The sequence below is a fragment of the Pseudonocardia autotrophica genome (genome assembly GCF_003945385.1).
Lineage (GTDB): Bacteria > Actinomycetota > Actinomycetes > Mycobacteriales > Pseudonocardiaceae > Pseudonocardia > Pseudonocardia autotrophica.
Genome location: NZ_AP018920.1, coordinates 4,100,915 through 4,120,689, shown reverse-complemented (window position 1 = coordinate 4,120,689; position 19,775 = coordinate 4,100,915). Strand labels below are relative to the sequence as shown.

24 protein-coding genes and 1 pseudogene are annotated in these 19,775 nt (G+C 73.6%); 11 read left to right on the top strand and 14 right to left on the bottom strand.

What is annotated here, in order from left to right; translation table 11 throughout:
* Nucleotides 1–370: 370 nt before the first annotated feature.
* Nucleotides 371–706, top strand: coding sequence for a zinc-binding dehydrogenase (locus tag Pdca_RS19245; RefSeq protein WP_232021052.1), 336 nt, complete (start codon nt 371–373; stop codon nt 704–706).
* A gap of 21 nt (nt 707–727) precedes the next feature.
* Here the strand turns inward: Pdca_RS19245 and Pdca_RS19240 are convergent, their stop codons facing one another.
* Both Pdca_RS19240 and Pdca_RS19235 read right to left on the bottom strand, forming a co-directional pair.
* On the bottom strand, nt 728–1,486 hold the full coding sequence (locus Pdca_RS19240) for an alpha/beta fold hydrolase (protein ID WP_085912718.1): 759 nt from the start codon (nt 1,484–1,486) through the stop codon (nt 728–730).
* Nucleotides 1,483–1,851, bottom strand: a complete 369-nt coding sequence (locus Pdca_RS19235) for a DUF1330 domain-containing protein (protein WP_085912847.1) — start codon at nt 1,849–1,851, stop codon at nt 1,483–1,485. Before Pdca_RS19235 ends, Pdca_RS19240 begins: the two co-directional genes overlap by 4 nt.
* Nucleotides 1,852–1,934: 83 nt before the next feature.
* Between Pdca_RS19235 and Pdca_RS19230 the strand changes: the two genes are divergently transcribed.
* The 3 genes from Pdca_RS19230 to Pdca_RS38050 all read left to right on the top strand — a co-directional run bounded on the left by Pdca_RS19230 (nt 1,935) and on the right by Pdca_RS38050 (nt 3,840).
* Nucleotides 1,935–2,561 (top strand): TetR/AcrR family transcriptional regulator, encoded by a 627-nt coding sequence (locus Pdca_RS19230; RefSeq protein ID WP_085912719.1) that lies wholly within the window; start codon nt 1,935–1,937, stop codon nt 2,559–2,561.
* Nucleotides 2,562–2,641: 80 nt separating this feature from the next.
* Nucleotides 2,642–3,199 (top strand): MFS transporter, encoded by a 558-nt coding sequence (locus Pdca_RS36435; protein ID WP_197719772.1) that lies wholly within the window; start codon nt 2,642–2,644, stop codon nt 3,197–3,199.
* Nucleotides 3,160–3,840 carry an MFS transporter gene (locus Pdca_RS38050; protein WP_373865549.1) on the top strand — a complete coding sequence of 227 codons (681 nt, stop codon included), beginning with the start codon at nt 3,160–3,162 and terminating at the stop codon, nt 3,838–3,840. Before Pdca_RS36435 ends, Pdca_RS38050 begins: the two co-directional genes overlap by 40 nt.
* Before the next feature lie 40 nt (nt 3,841–3,880).
* On the opposite strand, the gene Pdca_RS19220 is transcribed toward Pdca_RS38050, so the two are convergent.
* Both Pdca_RS19220 and Pdca_RS19215 read right to left on the bottom strand, forming a co-directional pair.
* Nucleotides 3,881–4,285, bottom strand: a complete 405-nt coding sequence (locus tag Pdca_RS19220) for a VOC family protein (RefSeq protein ID WP_085912720.1) — start codon at nt 4,283–4,285, stop codon at nt 3,881–3,883.
* A gap of 15 nt (nt 4,286–4,300) precedes the next feature.
* Nucleotides 4,301–4,861: a MarR family winged helix-turn-helix transcriptional regulator gene (locus Pdca_RS19215; protein ID WP_085912848.1), complete on the bottom strand. Its 561-nt coding sequence runs from the start codon at nt 4,859–4,861 to the stop codon at nt 4,301–4,303.
* A 38-nt stretch (nt 4,862–4,899) separates the two neighbouring features.
* Between Pdca_RS19215 and Pdca_RS19210 the strand changes: the two genes are divergently transcribed.
* Nucleotides 4,900–6,120, top strand: a complete 1,221-nt coding sequence (locus Pdca_RS19210; RefSeq protein ID WP_158092138.1) for an FAD-dependent oxidoreductase — start codon at nt 4,900–4,902, stop codon at nt 6,118–6,120.
* Between the two features lie 69 nt (nt 6,121–6,189).
* Here the strand turns inward: Pdca_RS19210 and Pdca_RS19205 are convergent, their stop codons facing one another.
* Complete coding sequence (locus Pdca_RS19205) at nt 6,190–6,966, bottom strand: DUF899 family protein (protein ID WP_085912722.1); 777 nt, start codon at nt 6,964–6,966, stop codon at nt 6,190–6,192.
* A 166-nt stretch (nt 6,967–7,132) separates the two neighbouring features.
* Between Pdca_RS19205 and Pdca_RS35670 the strand changes: the two genes are divergently transcribed.
* From Pdca_RS35670 to Pdca_RS35665, 3 genes are read left to right on the top strand one after another with little or no spacing between them, the layout of a single operon-like run.
* Nucleotides 7,133–7,282 (top strand): hypothetical protein, encoded by a 150-nt coding sequence (locus tag Pdca_RS35670; RefSeq protein WP_158092139.1) that lies wholly within the window; start codon nt 7,133–7,135, stop codon nt 7,280–7,282.
* A 20-nt stretch (nt 7,283–7,302) separates the two neighbouring features.
* Complete coding sequence (locus tag Pdca_RS38045; protein ID WP_158092140.1) at nt 7,303–7,653, top strand: GNAT family N-acetyltransferase; 351 nt, start codon at nt 7,303–7,305, stop codon at nt 7,651–7,653.
* Nucleotides 7,581–7,736, top strand: coding sequence for a hypothetical protein (locus Pdca_RS35665; protein ID WP_166665824.1), 156 nt, complete (start codon nt 7,581–7,583; stop codon nt 7,734–7,736). The genes Pdca_RS38045 and Pdca_RS35665 overlap by 73 nt, the downstream gene beginning before the upstream one ends.
* On the opposite strand, the gene Pdca_RS19195 is transcribed toward Pdca_RS35665, so the two are convergent.
* Nucleotides 7,706–8,584: a LysR family transcriptional regulator gene (locus tag Pdca_RS19195; protein ID WP_085912724.1), complete on the bottom strand. Its 879-nt coding sequence runs from the start codon at nt 8,582–8,584 to the stop codon at nt 7,706–7,708. The genes Pdca_RS35665 and Pdca_RS19195 overlap by 31 nt on opposite strands.
* A gap of 110 nt (nt 8,585–8,694) precedes the next feature.
* Between Pdca_RS19195 and Pdca_RS19190 the strand changes: the two genes are divergently transcribed.
* Both Pdca_RS19190 and Pdca_RS19185 read left to right on the top strand, forming a co-directional pair.
* Nucleotides 8,695–9,423, top strand: a complete 729-nt coding sequence (locus Pdca_RS19190) for an SDR family NAD(P)-dependent oxidoreductase (RefSeq protein ID WP_085912725.1) — start codon at nt 8,695–8,697, stop codon at nt 9,421–9,423.
* Between the two features lie 52 nt (nt 9,424–9,475).
* Nucleotides 9,476–9,676: pseudogene (locus Pdca_RS19185) on the top strand (MFS transporter); the annotation flags it as partial.
* Between the two features lie 126 nt (nt 9,677–9,802).
* Here the strand turns inward: Pdca_RS19185 and Pdca_RS19180 are convergent.
* The 6 genes from Pdca_RS19180 to Pdca_RS19155 all read right to left on the bottom strand — a co-directional run bounded on the left by Pdca_RS19180 (nt 9,803) and on the right by Pdca_RS19155 (nt 16,341).
* A complete protein-coding gene (locus Pdca_RS19180) occupies nt 9,803–10,648 on the bottom strand; it encodes an NmrA/HSCARG family protein (protein ID WP_085912726.1) in 846 nt (281 codons plus the stop codon).
* Nucleotides 10,649–10,809: 161 nt separating this feature from the next.
* Nucleotides 10,810–11,202, bottom strand: coding sequence for a GNAT family N-acetyltransferase (locus Pdca_RS19175; protein ID WP_085912727.1), 393 nt, complete (start codon nt 11,200–11,202; stop codon nt 10,810–10,812).
* Between the two features lie 86 nt (nt 11,203–11,288).
* Nucleotides 11,289–11,690 carry a RidA family protein gene (locus tag Pdca_RS19170; protein WP_085912728.1) on the bottom strand — a complete coding sequence of 134 codons (402 nt, stop codon included), beginning with the start codon at nt 11,688–11,690 and terminating at the stop codon, nt 11,289–11,291.
* 46 nt (nt 11,691–11,736) lie between these two features.
* On the bottom strand, nt 11,737–12,378 hold the full coding sequence (locus Pdca_RS19165; RefSeq protein ID WP_085912729.1) for an alpha/beta hydrolase: 642 nt from the start codon (nt 12,376–12,378) through the stop codon (nt 11,737–11,739).
* On the bottom strand, nt 12,375–13,382 hold the full coding sequence (locus Pdca_RS19160) for a ring-cleaving dioxygenase (protein ID WP_085912730.1): 1,008 nt from the start codon (nt 13,380–13,382) through the stop codon (nt 12,375–12,377). The genes Pdca_RS19165 and Pdca_RS19160 overlap by 4 nt, the downstream gene beginning before the upstream one ends.
* A 199-nt stretch (nt 13,383–13,581) precedes the next feature.
* Entirely contained in the window at nt 13,582–16,341 is a 2,760-nt protein-coding gene (locus tag Pdca_RS19155) for an ATP-binding protein (RefSeq protein WP_085912731.1), read from the bottom strand.
* A gap of 275 nt (nt 16,342–16,616) precedes the next feature.
* Here Pdca_RS19155 and Pdca_RS19150 point away from each other — a divergent pair, with 275 nt between their 5' ends.
* The gene (locus Pdca_RS19150; protein WP_085912732.1) at nt 16,617–18,569 is read left to right on the top strand and encodes a S9 family peptidase; all 1,953 of its coding nucleotides are present in this window, start codon (nt 16,617–16,619) and stop codon (nt 18,567–18,569) included.
* A 116-nt stretch (nt 18,570–18,685) separates the two neighbouring features.
* On the opposite strand, the gene Pdca_RS19145 is transcribed toward Pdca_RS19150, so the two are convergent.
* Nucleotides 18,686–19,081, bottom strand: coding sequence for an SDR family oxidoreductase (locus tag Pdca_RS19145; RefSeq protein WP_085912733.1), 396 nt, complete (start codon nt 19,079–19,081; stop codon nt 18,686–18,688).
* 100 nt (nt 19,082–19,181) lie between these two features.
* Nucleotides 19,182–19,331: a hypothetical protein gene (locus Pdca_RS35660; RefSeq protein WP_166665843.1), complete on the bottom strand. Its 150-nt coding sequence runs from the start codon at nt 19,329–19,331 to the stop codon at nt 19,182–19,184.
* Between the last annotated feature and the right edge of the window lie 444 nt (nt 19,332–19,775).

Sequence of the window (19,775 nt, the reverse complement as noted above, 5' to 3'; positions counted from 1 at the left end):
GCCTCCGGATGAGGAAGCCGAGGATCACCCCGTCCATCCCGGCGCGGGAGAGGTCGACGAGCTGCGCCCGGTCACGCTTGGCGGCGATCACCCGGTGTGGGGCTCCCACGACGACTTCATCACCGTCGTGCCAGCCGAGCAGGCCGCGAAGTTCGTGGAGGAGGTCGGCAGGCTGGCCGGGCCCGTCGGCTGCAAACGTGACCAGTCCCGGTTGGAGCGGTGCCCCCGTGCCGCCCGCCCGCGTCGTGCCGACGCCCCCGGAGGCGCACCTGACGACGCAGCCTACGCTGATCACCGCCGAGAAGTTCCCGCACTCAAGGCGCTCATCCCGCCCGGCCGGGGGTGACGACGCGGTATCCGGGACCGGCGCGTGATCCGGTCGACGTCGGTGAACGGGGCCGACCAGGACCGGCTCGGGGGACCCGGGAGCAGGCGGTTCCTGCGCACCCTCAAGCGCGGCGGCTCCCTCTACCCGGTGTACTTCGGCGAGTTCGACGACGAGGAGAACGCGCGGCTGGGCGTCACGGTCACCTCCACCCAGGTCCGCTCGAACGGCGCCCGGCTCGCCGAGATCGGACGCCTGGTCGAGCGCGGCACGCTGCGGGTGGCGATCGACAGCACGTTCCCGCTGCACGACGCCCGCGCGGCGCACGAGCGGGCCGCCCGCGGCCACATCCAGGGCAAGATCGTGCTGACCGTCGGGTGACCGCGCCGGGAGCGGCTGCGGTCAGGACCCCGGCGAGTTCCAGAATGTCGCCAGCGTCCGGGCTCCGAGCTGCGGGTCCTGGTCCATCCACCAGTGACCCAGCCCGGGGAGCACGGCGGTCGCGGCGCCGGCCCTCGTCGCGGATCGCTGTCGCAGGGTTTCGCCACCGCCGACGTGGTCGGCGGTGGCGATGACGGCCAGGCCGGGGCGCTCGGCGGCGCGGTGCAGGTGCTCACCGAGCCGGGCCATCGCGGGCTGGACGGCGGAGCGGTAGAGCGTGAGGACCGCGCGTCCCATCGCCTCGTCCTGCCCGGCCGCGACCTGCTCGGCGACCGGTCGGCTGATGCCACGCCCGACCAGGGATTCGACCCGCTCGCTCAGCGGTGCGCCGAAGCGGTCGGCGACCGCGGTCTCGCCGCGACCGGGCGTCTGCCATTCCCGCGCGAGATCGTGCCAGACGTAGTCGGGGTCGAAGAGTCCGACCGCGTCGCTGACCCAGCTGCGGAGCAGGTCCGGCCGGGTCATGGCGACCCCGACGACGTGCCCGCCGCCCCAGTCGTGCCCGACGAGGTCGACCGGCTCGTCGAACGCCTCGAGCTCGCCGATCAGCCAGTCCCGGTAGTCGGTGACGGTCGCACCGAAGTCGTCGGGCAGCGGGGCGCCGAAGCCGGGCGGGGACAGGCACGTCACGTCGTCGCGGTCGAGCTCGCGCAGCAGCGGCGCCCAGATCGCGGCGGTCTCGGGATTGCCGTGGACGAACACGGCCGGCGTCCGGGTCACGGCCGGATCGGTGTGGTCGGCTGCAGGACGGACTCGATCAGCGCGGCACTGCGCAGGTGCGCCCCGGCGCGGTAGTCGGGGTCGCGGACCATGTCTGCGAACGCCTGCCGGCTGGGGTAGCGGACCAGCACGACCGCGTCCCGCGCCTGCCCGTCCTCGGCCACGAGCGCACGCTGGCCCTCGCCGAGGTAGTCGACCTGCAGTCCGTACCGCTCGTTGATGCCGGTGTTGAGGTGCTCGACGTAACGCTGGTAGCTCTCGCGTCCTCCGTCGGGCCGGAACCGGAGCAGGTTGAGCATCACCACCGGCCCGCCGGGGTCCTGCGCCAGCAGCACGTCCAGTTCCCGGTCCTCGATCTCGATCACGGCCATCTCCTCGTCGTGGGGTCCCCGAACTCTCACATACTTGTGTAGTGACACGCAAGTATCGATCCGCTTAGGATCCGCCCATGCCAGTGGGGGAGCGGGCCGGGCGGCGCACGCAGCAGGAGCGACGGGAGTACACCGGATCGGCGCTGCTCACCGCCGCCGCGGATCTGGTCGTCGAGTCGGGGGTGCGGGCGCTGACCCTGGCCCGGGTCGGCGAGCGGGCCGGCTACAGCCGGGGCATCGTCACCCATCACTTCGGCTCGAAGCGGGCGTTGCTCGACGCGCTGGCCCGGGCGACGCAGAGCGGTTTCGTCCCGGGCCTCGCCGACACCGCGCCCGGGCTGGAGCGGTTGCTGCTGCTGGTGCGCGGCTACGTCGGTGCCCTGGGTGATCTCGGCCCGATGAACCGGGCTTTCCTGTTGCTGTGGGCCGAGGCGGTCACCGACCCCGAGCTGTCGGAGACCTTCCGGGAACGCGACCACAGGTTCCGTGCCGACCTGCGCTCCGATGTCGAGGCCGGCGTCGAGTCGGGTTCCGTCCGCTCCGACGTCGATCCGGACGAGGTCGCCGTGGCACTACTGGGGCAGTTGCGGGGCATCGCGTTGCAGGTCCTGCTCGACCCCGACGCCGTGGACACGCGGCGGCTCGCCCCCGTCGTCGCGGAGCAGTGGCGCCGGGTGCTGGAGACGGGGGCCGGCGAGGTCTGACTCCCGGCCCCCGACCGGTGGGCGATGCCGGTCCTCGCAGATCGGGCGCCCGCATCCGGTACACCTCGTAGGCTCGTTCCGTGGGCGGCGGCGAGGTCCTGCGGGTCCCCGCGTTCGCCCGGTTCTGGACGGCGAGCACGGTAGGTGCCTTCGGCTCCCCGGTGACGATCGTCGCGATCCAGATCCTGCTGGTCATGGTGCTGGACGCCTCGGCCACCGAGGTGGGAGTGATCAACGCCGTCCAGTTCCTCCCGTACCTGCTCGTCGGCCTGCTGGCCGGTGCGCTCGTCGACCGTTGGCGCCGCAAGCCGGTTCTGGTCGTGGCGAACCTGGGTCGTGGCGTTCTGCTGCTCGTCATCCCGGCGCTCTGGTGGTTCGATGCCCTGTCGCTCCGAGGGTTCGCCGCCGTGCTGTTCGCCGTCGGGGTGCTGTCGGTGTTCGGGATGGCAGCCACCCAATCGCTGCTGCCGTCACTCGTCCCGCGCCGGTCGCTGGTCGACGCCAACGCCCGGCTCGGACAGTCGGCGACGGTGGCCCAGACCTCCGCCCCGCGGCCGGTGGCGGCCTCGTCGGCTGGGTCGGTGCGCCCCTCGCCGTTCTGGTCGACGCGCTCGCCTGCTTCCTCTCCGCGGCGTTGATCGCCTCGGTCCGGGTCACCGAGGAGCCTCCCCGCTCGTCAGTGCGGCCGAGCATCCGGCGTGCGATCGGGGAGGGCCTGAGCTGGACGTACCGGCACCGCACGCTGGCCCCGCCCGCCATCTCGACCCACATCTGGTTCATCGCGAACGCCGCGGCCCTGACCGTGTTCACTCCGCTGGCCCTTCGGGATCTGGGGTTGTCACCGTGGGTCTACGGCGTCGTCCTGGCCATGGCCGGTTGTGGCGGATTCGTCGGTGCGCTGCTCGCTCCCCGGGCAGGCCGCCGGCTGGGCGAGGGGACGACCATGCTCGTCGGTCGCTCTCGTCCCCGACGGCGGGGTCTGGTCCGTCCTTCTGGTCGCAGCGGCCCAGGCCGCCTACGGGTTCGGACTCGGCCTGGAGGACCCGAACAAGCTCGGCTGCCGCCAAGCCGTCACCCCGGCGGGGATGCAGGGCCGGATGAACGCGACCATGCGTTCGGTCAACCGCACCATGGCCGTCGTCGGGGCTCTGGCCGGCGGGGTGCTGGGCGACCGGATCGGTTTGCAGCCGACGTTGTGGCTCGCGGTGGTGGTCGTCTCGGTCGCCGCGGCGGTGATCGCCTTCTCACCGCTCCGTGGCGCCCGGCGCGATGCCGATGAACGCGCGACGTGAACGTCGCCCGCCCGTTGTCGTCATCGTTCAGGCCGGATCCGCCGGGCCGAGCAGGTCCCAGCGGTTACCGGCGACGTCACGGAGCACGACGACGCGTCCGTAGGGCTCCGTCCGGGGCTCGGTCAGGAACTCGACCCCGGACGCCCGCATGTGTCGGTACCGGCCGTCGAAGTCGTCGTCCCGGAGGAAGAAGCCGACCCGCCCGGCGTGCTGGTTCCCGATCGCCGCGACCTGGCGCTCCCCGTCGGCCCGGGCGAGCAGGATCCCCGTCTCGGCACCCGGTGGACGGACGACGACCCATCGCTTGGGCCGGCCGTCGTCGGTGCGGGCCGGGGAGTCCTCCACCAGGTCGAACCCGAGGGGGCCGGTGAAGAAGGCGATGGCCTCGTCGTAGTCGTCGACGACGATCGCGGTCAGCTGGAGGAACGCCATGCCCGTGACGGTGCCTCATCGCCCCGGACGGTTCGAGTATCGCTCCTCGCCGAGGTTGCGGGCCGCGCGTTCCTGGATCCCGGTCGCGGCCTCGACGAACCCGAGCACCGTGCGCAGGTCCTCGGTGGAGTACCGCGCGTAGAGCTGATCCAGCTCGGTCAGCAGCTCGGTGAACAGCGCGCCGACGGCGCGGACGTGCTCGGGATCGGGGACGACGCGGAAGCTGCGCCGGTCGTCGGCGTTGCGCTCCCGCCGCAGGAGCGACCTGCTCTCCAGCCGGTCGAGCACCGCACTGATCGAGGCCGGGGCGAGTCCGGTCCGGGCTGCGAGCTCCTTCGGCGTGAGCGATCCGTGCCGGGTGATCAGCTCGAGGACCTTCTCGTCGGTCGCGCTCAGTCCGAGGCGGGCGGCGAGGTTGTGGTGGAACAACACCATCGCGGTGCTCTGGCGTCGTCCGGCCAGGGACAGGCGCTCGACGACGTCGTGGCGGTCGTCGTCGCTGCTCGCCGGCGGTGCGGCGGTGCCGTCGGTGCTCATGTCGTCCTGCTCGGTTGACGCGGTTGACTCTCCGCTCATATATTTCCTTCGATCGAACTAACTATCTAGGGGGAGCCGTGCGGGTCGTGATCTGTGGCGGCGGGATCGCCGGGTGCGCGCTGGCGTTGGGGCTGCGCCGGGCGGGCATCGACAGCCGGGTGCTGGAGGCCCGCGACGCTCCGTCGCCGGAGGCGGGGGCGTTCCTGACCGTCGCCCCGAACGGGATGCTGGCGCTCGCCGCGCTGGGGCTGCAGGGCGTCGTCCCGGCGGCCGGCGGGGAGGCGGTGTCGGGCATCGAGTTCCACAACGCCGGCGGGCGGCGCATCGCCCGGCTGGACGGGAGCGGTGACCGGGCGCGGTACGGGGAGACGAGCCACCTCCTCCGGCGCGGTCTGCTGCACGAACAGCTGCTCTCCGCCGTGGCGGACGCGGGGATCCCCGTCGAGTTCGGAGCGCCGGTCGAGGCCGTGCGCGAGACCCCGGACGGGGTGACCGCCCTGCTCGCCGACGGCCGCGAGGTCACCGGCGACGTGCTGGTCGGCGCGGACGGGATCCGGTCCGCCGTCCGCACCTCGGTGTGGCCCGCCGCGCCCGCGCCGGCCTACTCCGGGATCGTCGACTGCGGTGGCTGGGCGCCGGTCGAGCTGCCCGACACGCCGATGCAGCAGATGTACTTCGGGCACCGGGCGTTCTTCGGGTTCGTGGTCCGCAGCGGGACGGCCTACTGGTTCAGCAACATGCCGGGGCCCGAGCCGGACCGCGGGTCCCCCGAGGCGGCGGACCCGGCCGCCCGGCTGGCCCGCGTTCGTCTGCTGCACGCCGCCGATCCTGCCCCAGTGCGCCGGGTGCTGGAGTCGGCGACCGGTGCGATCGGGACCTGGCCGATCCACGACCTGCCCGACCTCGCCACGTGGCACACCGCCCGCGTCGTCGTGATCGGGGACGCGGCACATGCGGCCGACCCCAGCGTCGGGCAGGGGGCGAGCCTGGCCCTGGAGGACGCGGTGATCCTCGCCCGCGCACTGCGCGACGCCCCGGACCCGGCCGCCGCGCTGACCGCCTTCGCGACCACGCGACGGGAGCGGGTGCGCACGGTCGTGGCGATGGGGCGCCGGATCGGGACCCGCAAGGCGTCGTCGGCGTGGGCGAGCCGGTTCCGGGACCTGACACTGCCGATGTTCCTGCGGATGGGCGCGGCCGCGACCCACGAGCAGTACTCCTACCGGGCCGGGGAGGTCGACCCGCTCGCGGACTCGGCCGTTCCCCGTCGGTCGGACCGGCCGGGAGTCGGGCGGTGATCGCCAGGCGGGCGATGCGCCGGCCGTCGTGGTCGAACCGGTACCGCGGGGTGGCTGTGCCGGCGACGATCACCCGGTGGAATCCCGGCCGAGGGTGTCCTCGGGGGTCACGCCGGGGCGGGTCCACTGTGGCACGGGACGCCCGGTCGGGCCCCAGGTCGGGTGGCCGTCGACGTCGGTGCGCCAGTACCAGCACGCGTGGTCGCCCTCCGGCCATCCCCGCGGGGTGTCCTCCCAGGCCTCGCGACGGCCGTACGGCGTCATGTCCAGCAGTCCGAACGTGCTGCTGGCGGGCTCGTTGCCGCGGCCCGTCGTGGAGTAGGTGAGGAAGGTGCGGTCGCCGTCGCGCAGGTAGGCGGTCAGGTGGCCCATGTCGCCGCCGGCCGGGCCGTCGATGCTGCGCACCGAGTACCAGGGCTGGGTGTAGCCCATGAAGTCGAGGAACGGGGCGACCTCGTCCCACCGGCCCGTGGTGAGGACGGCGAACGAGACGCCGCGGGCGTTGAGGTAGGACGCGTCGCGCAGGCTCCAGGCCGTGGTCGTGCAGCCCTCGCACTGTCCCTGGTGCGGGGCGCCGTCCCACCACATGTGCTTGTAGACGACGAGCTCGTCGCGGCCCTGGAACAGGTCGAGGAACGGGACCGGGCCGCCGGCCCCGACGATCTCGACGGTCCCGTCGAACTCCACCATCGGCAGCCGGCGCCGCGCCGCGGCGAGGGCGTCACCGGCGCGGGTGTGGGCCTTCTCCCGGACCAGGAGCTCGTCGCGGGCGGCCTGCCAGGTGGCCGCGTCGACCACCGGCGGGCGGCCGGGCTGCGCGGGCCTCGGGTCGTTCGTAGTCGTCACGGTGTCCTCCGTAGGGTCGGGCGCCGGGCGCGGTGATGCGCCCTGCAGCGGTCACCGGGGAACGACTCGGGGCCGGGCCGGAACTCATCGGCGGTCCCGCCCGCCGGCGTCGGAGAACGCCGTTCGGCCATTTATCATCGCAGGTCGGAGTGCTGACGGTCGGACGATGACGGTTCGCCGCGCCACCCCCGACGACCTCCCCGCACTCGTCGATCTCGCGCTCGGACTGTTCCGGGAGGACTCCGGGAGACGCGATCCGTACGCCGACCCGTCCTGGCCGCGTCGGCGGAGGGGCGCGGGCACTACGCGCGCCTGATCGACGACCCGGGCGCCTGCGTGCTCGTCGCCGGGCGGGCGGAGCCGACCGGTTTCCTGGTCGGCGAGCGCAGGCCCGCGCACGGCCTCGGGCCGGGCCCGGCCGCCGCGGAGCTGCAGAGCATGGTCGTCCGGCCGGGACACCGCGGCGCCGGGATCGGGGCGGAGCTCGTCACGGCGTTCGCGGCCTGGGCGTCCGGCGGCGGCGCCCGGGCCCTGTCGGTGACGGCGGCGGCCGGCAACACCCGGGCGAGTTCCTCTCCTACCTCGCGGCGGCGCCCGTCTATGCGCTCTTCGGGATGGGCGACACCGGGCTGCCGTCGACGAGGTGGAAGCCCGGCACCGACACCGGGTTCCGCGGCGCGGGCATGAGCTACCACCTGCGCTCCGGCGGGCACGGGCTGAAGTCGGCGGACTGGGACATCTACCTCGACGGGGACCTGTTCGGCCGCTGACCGCCGGCCACGGCCGACGCGACCCGGACCAGGTCGGCGACGGCCCGGGACCGGCAGTGCGCCGGCCAGGCGATCACGGTCGTCACCGGGGCGGCGTCGTCGACGGGCACCGCGGCGAGGTCGTCGCGCAGGTGGGTGCGGACCGATTCCGGCAGGACGGCCGCGGCCCGGCCGAGCGCGATCAGCCGGTAGAGCTGCGTGCTGTCCCGGACCTGCGGGCCGGGGCCGTCCGGGTAGCGGCCGTCCGGATCGGGCCAGCGCGGCATCGGCAGCCCGGGCAGCGCGGTGACCTCGGCCAGGCGCACCCGGGCACGCGAGGCCAGCGGGTGCCCCGCCGGCAGCACGGCGACCTGCCTCTCCGTGTGCAGCACCTCGGTGTCGAACCCGTCCGCCGAGTCGTGCGGCAGGTGCAGCAACGCGACGTCGGCGCGGCCGTCGCGCAGCATCGGTTCCTGCTCGCCGACGCCGCACAGCTGCACGTCGACGCCCACGGCGCCGGGCTCGACGGCGTAGGCCTCCAGCAGCGTCGCCAGGAACTCGCCCGCGGCCGCCGCCTTCACGACCAGGACCAGCCCGGGGTGGGCGCCGAGCGCGGCACGCCGGGTGCGGCGGTCCGCCGCGTCCACGGCGTCCAGCGCGGCCCGGCCCTCCTGCAGCAACACCTCGCCCGCCTCGGTCAGCGCGACCGTACGGCTGGTCCGCAGCAGCAGCGGGGCGCCGAGGCGTCGTTCGAGCCGGCGGATCGCCCGCGACAGCGGAGGCTGCGCCATCCCGAGCCGGTGCGCGGCCCGCCCGAAGTGCAACTCCTCCGCGACGGCCACGAAGTACCGCAGCTCCCGCGTCTCCACCTCGTCAGGCTACCGGCCGCGGGCCTGCGAGCTGCGTCGATACCGGACGGGTATCGCCGCAGCTCCGATCGGTGTTGGAGCTTCCCGGCCGGTGCGGACACGGTCGGGGCATGAGCGAATCGACGACGGTCGCGCTGGTCACCGGCGCGAACAAGGGAATCGGGTACGAGATCGCGGCCGGTCTGGGAGCGCGGGGTGCGACGGTGGCGGTCGGTGCCCGGGACGCCGAGCGCCGGGACGCCGCGGTGACCTCGTTGCGTGCGTCCGGCGTGGACGCGTTCGGGGTGCGGCTCGACGTCACCGATGACGACGATGCCGCCCGCGCCGCGGAGGCCGTGGCCGATCGCTACGGACGCCTCGACGTGCTGGTCAACAACGCGGCCGTCACCGGGGGGATGCCGCAGGACCCGACCACCGTCGGTATCGGCGTCCTGCGGGTGGCGCTGGAGACCAACGTCGTCGGCGTCGTCCGGGTCACGAACGCGATGCTCCCGCTCCTGCGCCGCTCGGCGTCGCCGCGGATCGTGAACGTCTCCAGCAGCGGCGGGTCGCTGGCCCGGCAGTGCGACCCCGGCCGGGACAGCGGCCCGCTGTCGGTGGCGTACTCGCCCTCGAAGTCCGCACTCAACGCCGTCACCGTCCAGTACGCGAAGGAGCTGCGCGGCAGCGGGATCCTGGTCAACGCCGGGTGCCCCGGCCATACGGCGACCGACCTCAACGCGTTCGCCGGCGCCCGGACACCGGCACAGGGCGCGGCGATCGCGATCCACCTCGCCACCCTCCCGGACGACGGCCCGAGCGGCGGCTTCTTCGACGACGCCGGGTCCGTTCCCTGGTGACCGCGTAGGAGACGTCCGGACCTGTCCGGCGGGCCCCGCGGGTCGCTGGCGTTTGCGCCCCGTGGCCGTTCCCGCCCGCGTCCGCCGCGGCTACGCGCTGGGCAGCATTGCGACCGGCACGTTCGGCACCGTTCCGGGTCTGCTGCTGCCGTACCTGACCGACACGCTCGGCGTCGCGGCCGCGGTCGCCGGGCTGATCGTGTTCGTCCCGAAGGCGTGGGACGTGGCCAACCCGCCCGCCGAACGGCCGTCGGCCCGGTTCCCGGTGAGTTCGGTCGTCATGCGTCTGCTTCCTCTCGGGTCGCGGTCCGTCCGGATCCGGGGCCCGGACCGGCTCCGGTTCTGCTTCGGTGTCCCGGGCGCCCCGGGACGGTGCCGGTCACCTCGGGGACAGCGTCCGCTCGGCCCAGTCGGCGAACCGCGTCCAGCTGATCTCGGGGAACCCGGCCCGCAACGCGACCGGGTCGGCCTGGTAGCCGTCCCCGGCGAGGAACGTCCACATCGCGTGCATGTCGGGGTCGCCGATCAGAGCCAGATCGTGCTGGAGGTGGCGGACATCCCGCCCGAGGACCCGGGTGAACACCTCGGCCATCTCGGTGGGCGTCGGTGCGTCGCCTGCCACCTCGATCCGCCGCCCGGCCAGCCGATCGGGCTCGGTGAGCCCGATCGCGGCGACGGCGGCGAGATCGGCGCGATCGAGCTGCTGCAGCGGGTGGTCGGCGGCGATCGGCAGCCGCAGCATCCCGGCGAGCAGCTCGTCGCGGCCGCCGAGAGCGTTGTCGAAGAAGTAGGTCGGGGCCACGACTCCGTGCCGCAGCCCGGACGCGCGCAGCTCGGCCTCGATCACGTTCTTGCTCTCGAAGTGCGGGACGCCGGTGCCCGCGTCGGCCCCGGCGACCGAGCTGAACACCAGGTGCGGGAGCCGGGCGTCGACGGCCCCGGCGATGATCGCCCGGCCCTGGGCGACCTCGGCGTCGGTGCCCGACTCGAACGGGGTGGTGACGGCGAAGGCCGCGCTGACTCCGTCCATCGCGGCGCGCACCGCGAACGGGTCGGACAGGTCGCCCGCGACGAGCTCGACGCCGTTGCGGGCCAGCGCCCGTGCGCGCGGCGAGTCCGGGCGACGTACCAGTGCGCGGATCGCGGCCCCGCGTTCGCGCAGGGCACGGACGACGGCGCCGCCTTGACCCCCGGTCGCTCCCAGCACCAGGATCGAATCAGTCATGTCTGCCTCTCTCGTGGTGACGCGTTGCGTGGGGGCCGGAGTGCGCACAACGGTGGAACCCTCCGGGAACGCGACGATCCGGGTGCCCCGTCGCAGACCGTTCAGGGCCGAACTCGGTGGCCGCCACCACCCGTTCCGGCCCCGGCGTCCTGCGCGGTGCGCTAGGAGCCGGCTCGTGTGGCACGTCGGACCACGGCGAGATCGGCCTTCGTCGGCAGGCGGAAGCGTCCACCGTCGGCGACGAAGTCGTCTCCGTGCTTGTCCAGGTGGCCGGCGAACAGCGGGCACACCGGGACGACGGTGCGTCCCGTGCGAATGCTGTCCGCGAGCGCTTCGCGGATCAGGATCCCGGCCAGGCCTCGTCCGCTGAACTCCCGGTCCACCTCGGTGTGGAAGAAGATCCGCTCCTGGTCGACCGTGGGCGAGTCCACGAAGTCTGCTCGACCTGCGGGGGAGCCGTCGGCGACGGTCACGATGAACGCGCTGACCGGCCGGGATTCATCGATGCTCACGGTCACCGCCGCACCGGTCCTGTCGTGAAGATTGTCGGCCATCGGGTTTCCTTCCGTGATGTGTCGTGCCGGTCCCGGGGCGGCGGCGCGATACCGCGCACCGCGTTGCCGGCCGGTGTCGGCTCCGGTCAGCGCGGCAGGTCGAGCCGCACCACTGCGCTGATCTCGACGAGCTGGCCCGGGATCGCCAGATCCACGACACCGAACGTCGTGCTGGTCGGCCGCCGGCCCGCGAAGTACGCGCGATGGGCCGCGGCAGCCGCGTCGAAGTTCTCCCGCAGGTCGACGAGGATCACGGTGGTCTGCACGACCTGCCGGCGAGTGGCGCCGAAGTGCTCCAGTACGCCGTCGAGGTGCTCGAACGTCGACTCGAGCTGCTTGCCCAGGTCGCCCTCCCCGACGAGACCCTTGTCGTCGTGCGGGAGCTGGCCGGAGATGTAGACCGTGTCGCCGACCTGCTGGGCCTGGTCGAAGCCGTAGGCGTCCTCCCACGGGACGCCCCAGTTGAAGGGGGGCTCGTTCGAGGTCATCGTCGTTCCTCTTCCGGTAGTGGTGTGCAACGGGAGCGGGGTCGGCTCATGCCTGCTGCGGGTCGCCGTGGGCCTCGGCGAGCCAGCCCGCCATGCGCGGCAGCAATGAAGGGGCGATGGTGTGGCCCCCGGTGTGCGGGGCGGTGGTCGTCTCGGCGCCCGCCGACCGGAACTGGTCGACCAGCGTCGAGGTGTGGACGGCCGTGGCCATCGGGTCCTGCCGGCCGTTGGAGACGAGCACGCGTCGTCCGGACAGATCCGAGGGCGGCGGCCCGTCGCGGAACGGGACCATCGCGGCGAGCAGGATCGCCCCGCTGAGCCGCTCCGGGTGGATGAACATCAGCGCCGACGCGATGTTGGCGCCGTTGGAGAAGCCGACCGCGGTCCAGGATCCGGCTGCGACCTCGTAGCGGTCTTCGGCGGCGAGGAGGAACTCGGCGAGGGCATCGACCTGGATCCGGAGGTCGTCCTCGTCGAAGACGCCCTCGGCGAGCCGGCGGAAGAAGCGGGGCATGCCGTTCTCCAGCACGGTTCCGCGCACCGACAGCACGGGTGCCGCCGCGTCGAGGTGCTCCCGCAGGGGGAGCAGGTCGTGCTCGTCCCCGCCGGTCCCGTGCAGGAGCAGCAGGGGCGGATGCCCGGCGGTACCCGGCCGCCACACGTGGGGACGGGTGAGGATGTCGGTCACGATCCGGCCCTCGTGTCGTCGGCCCGCTCGTCGTCGGCCGGCTCGTTGTCGGCCCGCTCGTCGTCGGACACAGTGAGCGGCGGCAGCGCGCGTTCGATCTGCGCCCGGTTCGGCTCCAGCCACGGGGGCAGCTTCAGGGCCCGGCCGAGGGTCAGCAGCGGCTCGTCGACGGTGAACCCGGGTGCGTCGGTGGCGATTTCGAACAGCACGCCGCCGGGCTCTCGGAAGTAGATCGACGTGAAGTACTGCCGGTCCAGGATCTCGGTGACGGCCAGCCCGGCTGCGACCAGCTGCCGTCGCCAGTCCTCCTGGGTGGCCCGGTCGGGTGCGCGGAAGGCGACGTGATGGACGGTCCCGCCGGCCTGCAGGCCTCGGACGCCGGTGGATCCGGTGACGTCGACGAGCGCGCCCGCGGCACCGCCGGCCATCGCGAACCGGCTGCGGTCGCCGTTCTCCTCGGACAGGCTCATGCCCAGCATCTCGGTCAGCAGCCGCTGGGTGGGCTCGGTGACCGACTCGGTGAGGGTGACCGAGTGCAGGCCGCGCACGGCGTGCTCGTCGGGGACGTCGGCCGCGCCGTCCCACCCGGAGCGGTGGTCACCGGGGGAGGCGACCAGATCGAGGACCAGGCCGTGCGGGTCGCGCAGGGTCAGGACCTCCGTCCCGTCGCGGTCGGCGGGGGCGTCGGCGTCGATCCCGAGCGACGCGAGGCGGTTCTGCCACCAGCCCAGCGAGCCGGGCGGCACGCTGAACGCGGTGGCGGTCGTGAGCCCCGTGCCCACGCGGCCCGCGGTGATCCCGCGCCACGGGAAGAAGGTCAGGATCGAGGCCGGCGAACCGGAGGTGTCGCCGTAGTAGAGGTGGTAGGTGCCGGGGTCGTCGAAGTTGACGGTCCGCTTGACCAGCCGCAGTCCGAGGACGTCGGTGTAGAAGTCGACGTTCTCCTGGGGGTCCGCGGCGATGGCGGTGACGTGGTGCAGTCCGGCGGGTGTGATCTCGGTCATCGTGCCTCCTGCGGGAGCGTTCGGGTGCGGGCGCCGGTCGGAGGACCATCTCGCCCGGCGGGTCGGCGACCAGCTCGCGACGGTCCCCGTCGCCGGTCCCGGTAGATCACACCCCGGCTCCCCGACGGCCGCACGCTATGACGGGGCCGAGGCGTACGAATCGTGCGCGTAATCGGTCACCGGCGCAGGGCCCGGCCGATCATCCGTCGTGCACGCCCACCCGGAGCCGCAGATCGCCGTGCAGATCGATGCGGGTGAGCTCCCCGCGCGAGGTGATGCCGAGCTTGGGGTAGACGTTCGCCAGGTGGTGCCCGACCGTGCGCGGGCTGATCAGCAGCTGCGCCGCGATCTCCCGGTTGGTCATCCGGTTCGCCGCCAGCCGCGCCACCCGCAACTCCTGGGCGGTCAGGGTGGCCGCCGGGCCGGGCCCGCGGCGGGCTGTGGGCGCGTCGGCCAGATCCTGCTCGCGCAGCGATCTCCTCCGCAGCGGCTCCGCGCCGAGCCGGTCGAACACCTCCGCGGCCGTGGCCAGCCGGCTGCGGGCGTCCGCCCGGCGGCGTGCCCTGCGCAGCCACTCGCCGTACAGCAGCCGGGTGCGGGCGTGCTCGAAGGGACGGTCCGCCGCCCCCGGCGCATCCAGCGCCTTCCGGTACGAGTCCTCGGCCGTCGGTCCGCCACGGACGAGGGCTCGCAGGCGGTGGACGGTCGCGTGCGCCCAGCCGGCGTCCGACCGCTGTGCCCACGTCGCCACCGCCCGCAGCCGGGACTCGGCGACGTCGAAGCGGCCGACCTGCACCGCGGCCTCCGCGGTGTCCGCGGCGGCGAGCATCGCGAAGGTGGGATGGGCGGCCTCGTGGCCGGGCTCGGCCAGCGGCATCAGGTGGCTCAGCGCCTCCAGGGGACGACCGGCGAGCAGCGCCGCCCGGCCGCGGGGCCAGTACGCGGACGCGGTGAGGGCCCGCACTCCCCGCGGCACCGACACCTCCAGAGCCCTGGTCGTGTGCTCCTCGACGGCCGGCTCGTCGCCGCGGCCCGCGGCCAGCAATCCCAGGGTGCCGCGACACTGCGTGGCCACGTGGTCCGCGCCGACCTCCTCGGCGAGGTACAGGCCGTCGATCGCGTCGGTCTCGACGGCGTCCCACCGCCCCGCGGCCAGGTCAAGGACCGCGGTCTGGGAGAGCACCACGGCCAGGGCGGCGAGCTCGTGCCGCCGCCGGAGCTCCGCGGCCTGCATGCGCAGCACGTCGCGCAGCGAGCCCTCGATGCCCCAGGCCAGTACCAGCGGCATCGGTGGCAGCAGCTCCCAGGCGGCGGTGACGATCCGGCCGACCGTGTCCCCGGCCCGGTCCGGGGCGATCGAGGTGATCTCGCCGGTCTCGTCGTAGCACGACCACCAGGTGCGCAGCGTCGGCAGCTGCTCGGCCAGCGAGGCGTCGACACCGGCGTCCACTGCCAGCAGCCGCCGCAGCGCCTCGTGCTGGAGGTCGGTGCGGCCGGCCGACCAGGCGGCCCGGACCGCGACCGCCCCCAGCCCGACCGTGGACCGTGGACCGCTGACGGCGTCCATGTCGCGGACCAGGTAGTGGTGCGCGCGCTCGGGGATGCCGGTGGTGAACTCGAGGATCCCGCGCAATCCGTGGCTGGCCCGGGCGATGTCGGTCTCGCTCTCCAGGCGTGCGGCGTCGTCGAGCAGCCGCCGAGCGGTGTCGGCGTCGCCCGCGTCCCACGTGGCGCGGGCGGCGGCGGCGAGCCGGCGTGCGGCGTCGGCCGGAGCCGGGGACAGCTCGGCCGCCCGCCGCAGCGTGCGCACGGCCGTCGGACCTGCACCGCAGCGCAGGGACTTCTCGGCCGCGAGTTCGAGCAGCGCGGCGACGTCCTCGTCGGGTGTCTCGGCTGCGGCGGCCAGGTGCCAGGCGCGTTCCTCGACCGCGGACGGGGGCAGGACCGCGGCCAGCGCCCGGTGTGCCGCCTGCCGCTCCGACAGCGCGGCGCCGTCGTAGATCGCCGCGGGGATCAGCGGGTGCCGGAACTCGACGCGGGACCCCGCGGTACGGAGCAGGCCCGAGTGCAGCACGTCGTCCCAGGTGGTGGCGTCGATGTCCCACCCGGTACCCGCCCGGTGCAGGGCGAGGCGGTCGCCCCGATCCTCGGCCGCGGCCAGCAGCAGCAGAGCGCGGGTGGGCGCCGACATCGCCTCGACCCGGGCCTGGAACGCCCGCCGCAGCCGGGGGCCGATCGGTACCGGGTCGCCGCCCGGCGGCGGCAGTGGCGCGTCGTCCGGTTCCCGGACGAGGGTCGGCAGCTCGTGCAGCGCCAGCGGATTGCCTCCGGCTGTGCGGGTCACCTCGTCGATCAGCGACGGCCGGGCCTCGGGCACCGAGGCCGAGAGGAGTGTGCGGGCGTCCTCGTCGCTCAGGCCACCGATCTCCAGCGCGGGCAGCCCCTCCCACGGCCCCGACGAGGGATCGGAGTGTCCGGTGAGCAGGACCAGGACCGGGTCGGTGCCCACCCGCCGTGCCACGAACCCCAGCGAGTGCGCGGTCGCCTCGTCGATCCACTGGGCGTCGTCGACCACGACGAGCACCGGACGGTCGCGGGCCAGGTCGGAGACCAGCGACAGGACCGCCGCGCCGATCAGGAAGCGGTTCGCCGGCTCGTCGCTCAGGCCCAGAGCGCCGCGCAGGGCCGCGGCCTGGGGCGCGGGGAGCGTGTCGAGGCGGCCGGTGACGGGCCACAGCAGCTCGTGCAGCGCCGCGAAGGCGAGCCCGGCCTCCATCCGGGTGCCCCGGCAGCGCAGCACCGTGGCCCCGGCGGCTGCGCTCACGGCGTGGTCGAGCAGCGCGGTCTTGCCGATCCCCGGTTCACCCCACAGCACCAGGCCGGAGCCCGCACCGTCCGCCGCCCGGGCGAGCAGCCGGTCCAGGGTTGCGGTTTCGGCCCGCCGTCCGAACAGCTCCATCACGACCGCAGCCCTTCTCGTCGGGCCACCAGGCAGCGACCCGACCCAGTTATAACAACCAGCTTGCAGGCCGGAACAGGACGAACCGACTGATCGGACGACCGATTCGGTCCGGGGCGGGGCGCTCGACACTCGTCCGATGAGCGTGTCCTCCTCCGGCATGTCCCTGGTCGGCGTGCTGGGCCGGAACGGGGCCGAGCGCATGCAGCACCCCGGATGACCGATGACGAACACGCGGCCGACGCCCCGACCGCCGCACCACGAGAGGACACGACATGACCGCCGCGGACACCGCCCCGGGCACCCGGCCGAGGCTCGTCGAGGTCGACGAGTTCTTCGCCGATCCCGCGTTCGTCGTGCCCTCGATCTCCCCCGACGGCTCCCGGATCGCCTACCTCGCCCCGCACCTGGGGCGGCGCAACATCTGGGTGCGCGGCGTCGACCAGACCCACGCCGACGCCGTCCCGGTCACCGCGGACACCCGGCGCGGGATCACCATGTACCACTGGACCGACGACCCGCGCTGGCTGCTCTACCTGCAGGACACCGACGGCAACGAGGACTGGCACCTCTACCGGGTCGACCTCGACCGGGTGGGTGGCGACGATCCGGCCCCGGCGGTCGACCTCACCCCGATGGGTCCGGGATCGCGGGTCTTCGGCGTCGAGCCGTTGCCCTCGGTGCCCGGCAACGTCCTGGTCACGATGAACCTGCAGGTCGAGACGATCGACGTGCACCGGATCGACGTCGCCACCGGCGAGGTCGTGTTGCACCACCACGAGGCCGATCCACTGGCCGCGACGCTCCTCGACCGCGGCGGTGCACCGGCGTTCCTGATCGCGACCGAGGAGGACGGGACCGTCGCCGTCTCCGGGATCGACCGCACCACCGGGACCCCCCGGCTGCTGCGCCGGATGGGCGGTGCGGAGTACCCGCTGAGCGTGCAGCCGCAGCTGGTGACCCCGGACGGCGGCGGCCTGCTCGTCGGCTCCTTCCGCGACGGCGACGACCTGGCGCTGGTCCGGATCGACCGGGAGACCGGCGAGGAGACCGTCGTCGCGGCCGTCGAGGGTCGCAGCCTGGACATCATGGGCATCATGGCGCCCGGGGTGCTGCCGCCCGCGGTGTACACCCACCGGGGGACCGGCGAGGCGATCGCGGCCCGCTTCGTCGACGACCGACCGCACATCGAGGTCCTGGATCCCGACTTCGCCCCGGTGTACGCCGAACTCGCGGCGCTCTCGGAGGGCGTGCTCGGCACGATCTCGTCCGATGTGTCCGGCCGGCGCTGGATCGTCACCTTCACCCACGACCGGGAGCCGGGGGTGACCTGGTTCTACGACCACTACACCGGTGAGCGGCGCCGGCTGTTCCAGCCCTTCCCGGATCTCGACCCCGCCGACCTGGCCCCGATGACCCCGGTGCGCTTCCCCGCCCGGGACGGGCTCGAGCTGCCCGGCTACCTCACCCTGCCGGTCGGTGTGGAGCCCCGGAACCTGCCGACGGTGCTGCTGGTGCACGGCGGCCCGTGGTCCCAGGACTACTGGACCTACAACCCCGAGGTGCAGCTGCTGGCCAACCGGGGCTACGCGGTGCTGCAGGTCAACTATCGCGGCTCGCTGGGGTACGGGCGCCGGCACCTGACCGCGGCCGTCGGCGAGTACGGCCGAGCCATGCAGGACGACCTGATCGACGCCGTCGACTGGGCGGTGGCGCAGGGCTACGCCGACCCCGCCCGGATCGGGATCTCCGGTGTCTCCTACGGCGGATACGCCGTTCTGCGCGCGATCACCGTCACCCCCGACCTGTTCGCCGCCGCGGTCGACTACGTCGGCGTCTCCGATCTCGTCGCCGCCCTGCGGGCGCTGCCGCCGTTCACCCGCCGGTACAACGCCAACAGCTGGTACCGCTACCTCGGGGACCCGGACGTGCCCGAGCAGGAGGCCGAGCTGACCGCGCGCTCGCCGATCACGATGGTGGACCGGATCCGGACGCCGCTGCTGGTCGCCCAGGGCGCCAACGACGTCCGGGTGCCGCAGGCACAGTCCGACCGGATCGTGGCGTCGCTGCGTGAGCGCGGTGTCCCGGTCGAGTATCTGCTCGCCGAGGACGAGGGGCACGGGTTCGAGAACGAGGGCAACCGGCTCCGCCTGTACCGGGCGATCGAGCGTCACCTCGCCGAGCACCTGGGCGGACGGTGCACCGCGCAGCCGAAGGATGCTCGATGAGCCGGGTCGCCCTGCTGGCGGTCACCGTGCTGAGCACCCCGATCGAGGCGACCGGTGAGGGTGCGCCCGCAGATCCGGGAACGGGTCTGCTCCATCGCTGCGGGTGGACGGGGTCGTCAGGTACTCGTGCCGGCGGCGCCGAGGAACAGCCCGGTCCGCCGCATCGGCGGGATCCGGCCGAGGTGGTTCTCGAGGCACCAGCCGTCGCGCAGCATCACGGACGGCACGCCACCGGCGTGCATGTACTGCTCGGTGCGCTGGTGCTCGTCGGCGATCCGCATCGAGGTGGTGTCGGTGAAGTCGGCCCGCCGGACGTGGACCCCCGGCCCGCGCAGATCCTCTGCGGCGTCACAGCACGCCCGGTGGCGACGATGCCGGAGGCTGCCACTCCGGCGGCGAGGGGCTGATCGAGGACGATCCGTGTTCGCCGAGCTTCCGCCTCGGTTGATCGCGCCGCCCGCGTCGAGCAGGTAGGTGACGGCGACCAGGGCGTCGTGGCCGACGCCGGTCATCTGCTACCTCGGGTGAGGTTCCCCGAGTGGTTCGGAGATCGCGTGACCCACGTATGTCCGAGCCGTGCACCGCGGCACCGAACGCCCACGTGCGTGCCTGTCACGGGATACGTGCAGATCTGCCTGCACGGGCCACGCCGGTCACGTCACCGACCCGGCCGAACGTCGGGCCGTGCCGGCCGCGATCGTCGCGGATCTCGATCAGCCCCTCGATCCGGCCGACCCGGATCGAGGACCGCGGGGCGTGCACATCCTGCGGGAGCGCCTTTGCGACGAGACCGACCGGTCGTCCTCGTCGGTGCTGCTCCACTCGGTGTCGCCAGCGTGCGCGTCGAGCCCGGGCGCGAGCGTGAAGGATCTGGGCCGGGTTGGGTGGCCAACCGAGTGTCTGTCCAGGGTCGACCTCGACGGTGGCCGACGTCGTACGCTCGGCAGCCACCGCAGAATGGGGCGTCATGGCCGTTGCACACCTGAACGCCGAGGAGATGGCGTGATTCGCGTCGAGGCGGGCCGACGACCCGGCGCGCATCGCCGACACCCGGATCCGCGACCACGCCGAACGTGAAGGCGGCCGGACGCTGGCCTACTGGAAGCTGGAACTCGGTCGCATCTGGGACGTCCCGATCATGATGACGCCTGACGAAGCGGCGGCGCGTCTGGGCTGGACCGTGGCCGAGGCGGAGGAGATCCGGCA

Excerpts from the sequence above, each read along its gene's own strand:
- Pdca_RS19160 (WP_085912730.1), bottom strand. The coding sequence starts at position 13,382 with ATGACCGAGATCACACCCGCCGGACTGCACCACGTCACCGCCATCGCC.
- Pdca_RS19220 (WP_085912720.1), bottom strand. The coding sequence starts at position 4,285 with ATGGCGTTCCTCCAGCTGACCGCGATCGTCGTCGACGACTACGACGAG.
- Pdca_RS19180 (WP_085912726.1), bottom strand. The coding sequence starts at position 10,648 with ATGACTGATTCGATCCTGGTGCTGGGAGCGACCGGGGGTCAAGGCGGC.
- Pdca_RS19150 (WP_085912732.1), top strand. The coding sequence starts at position 16,617 with ATGACCGCCGCGGACACCGCCCCGGGCACCCGGCCGAGGCTCGTCGAG.
- Pdca_RS19175 (WP_085912727.1), bottom strand. The coding sequence starts at position 11,202 with ATGGCCGACAATCTTCACGACAGGACCGGTGCGGCGGTGACCGTGAGC.
- Pdca_RS35665 (WP_166665824.1), top strand. The coding sequence starts at position 7,581 with ATGGGCGACACCGGGCTGCCGTCGACGAGGTGGAAGCCCGGCACCGAC.
- Pdca_RS19230 (WP_085912719.1), top strand. The coding sequence starts at position 1,935 with ATGCCAGTGGGGGAGCGGGCCGGGCGGCGCACGCAGCAGGAGCGACGG.
- Pdca_RS19170 (WP_085912728.1), bottom strand. The coding sequence starts at position 11,690 with ATGACCTCGAACGAGCCCCCCTTCAACTGGGGCGTCCCGTGGGAGGAC.
- Pdca_RS19190 (WP_085912725.1), top strand. The coding sequence starts at position 8,695 with ATGAGCGAATCGACGACGGTCGCGCTGGTCACCGGCGCGAACAAGGGA.
- Pdca_RS35670 (WP_158092139.1), top strand. The coding sequence starts at position 7,133 with ATGACGGTTCGCCGCGCCACCCCCGACGACCTCCCCGCACTCGTCGAT.
- Pdca_RS19145 (WP_085912733.1), bottom strand. The coding sequence starts at position 19,081 with ATGACCGGCGTCGGCCACGACGCCCTGGTCGCCGTCACCTACCTGCTC.
- Pdca_RS19155 (WP_085912731.1), bottom strand. The coding sequence starts at position 16,341 with ATGGAGCTGTTCGGACGGCGGGCCGAAACCGCAACCCTGGACCGGCTG.
- Pdca_RS19215 (WP_085912848.1), bottom strand. The coding sequence starts at position 4,861 with ATGAGCGGAGAGTCAACCGCGTCAACCGAGCAGGACGACATGAGCACC.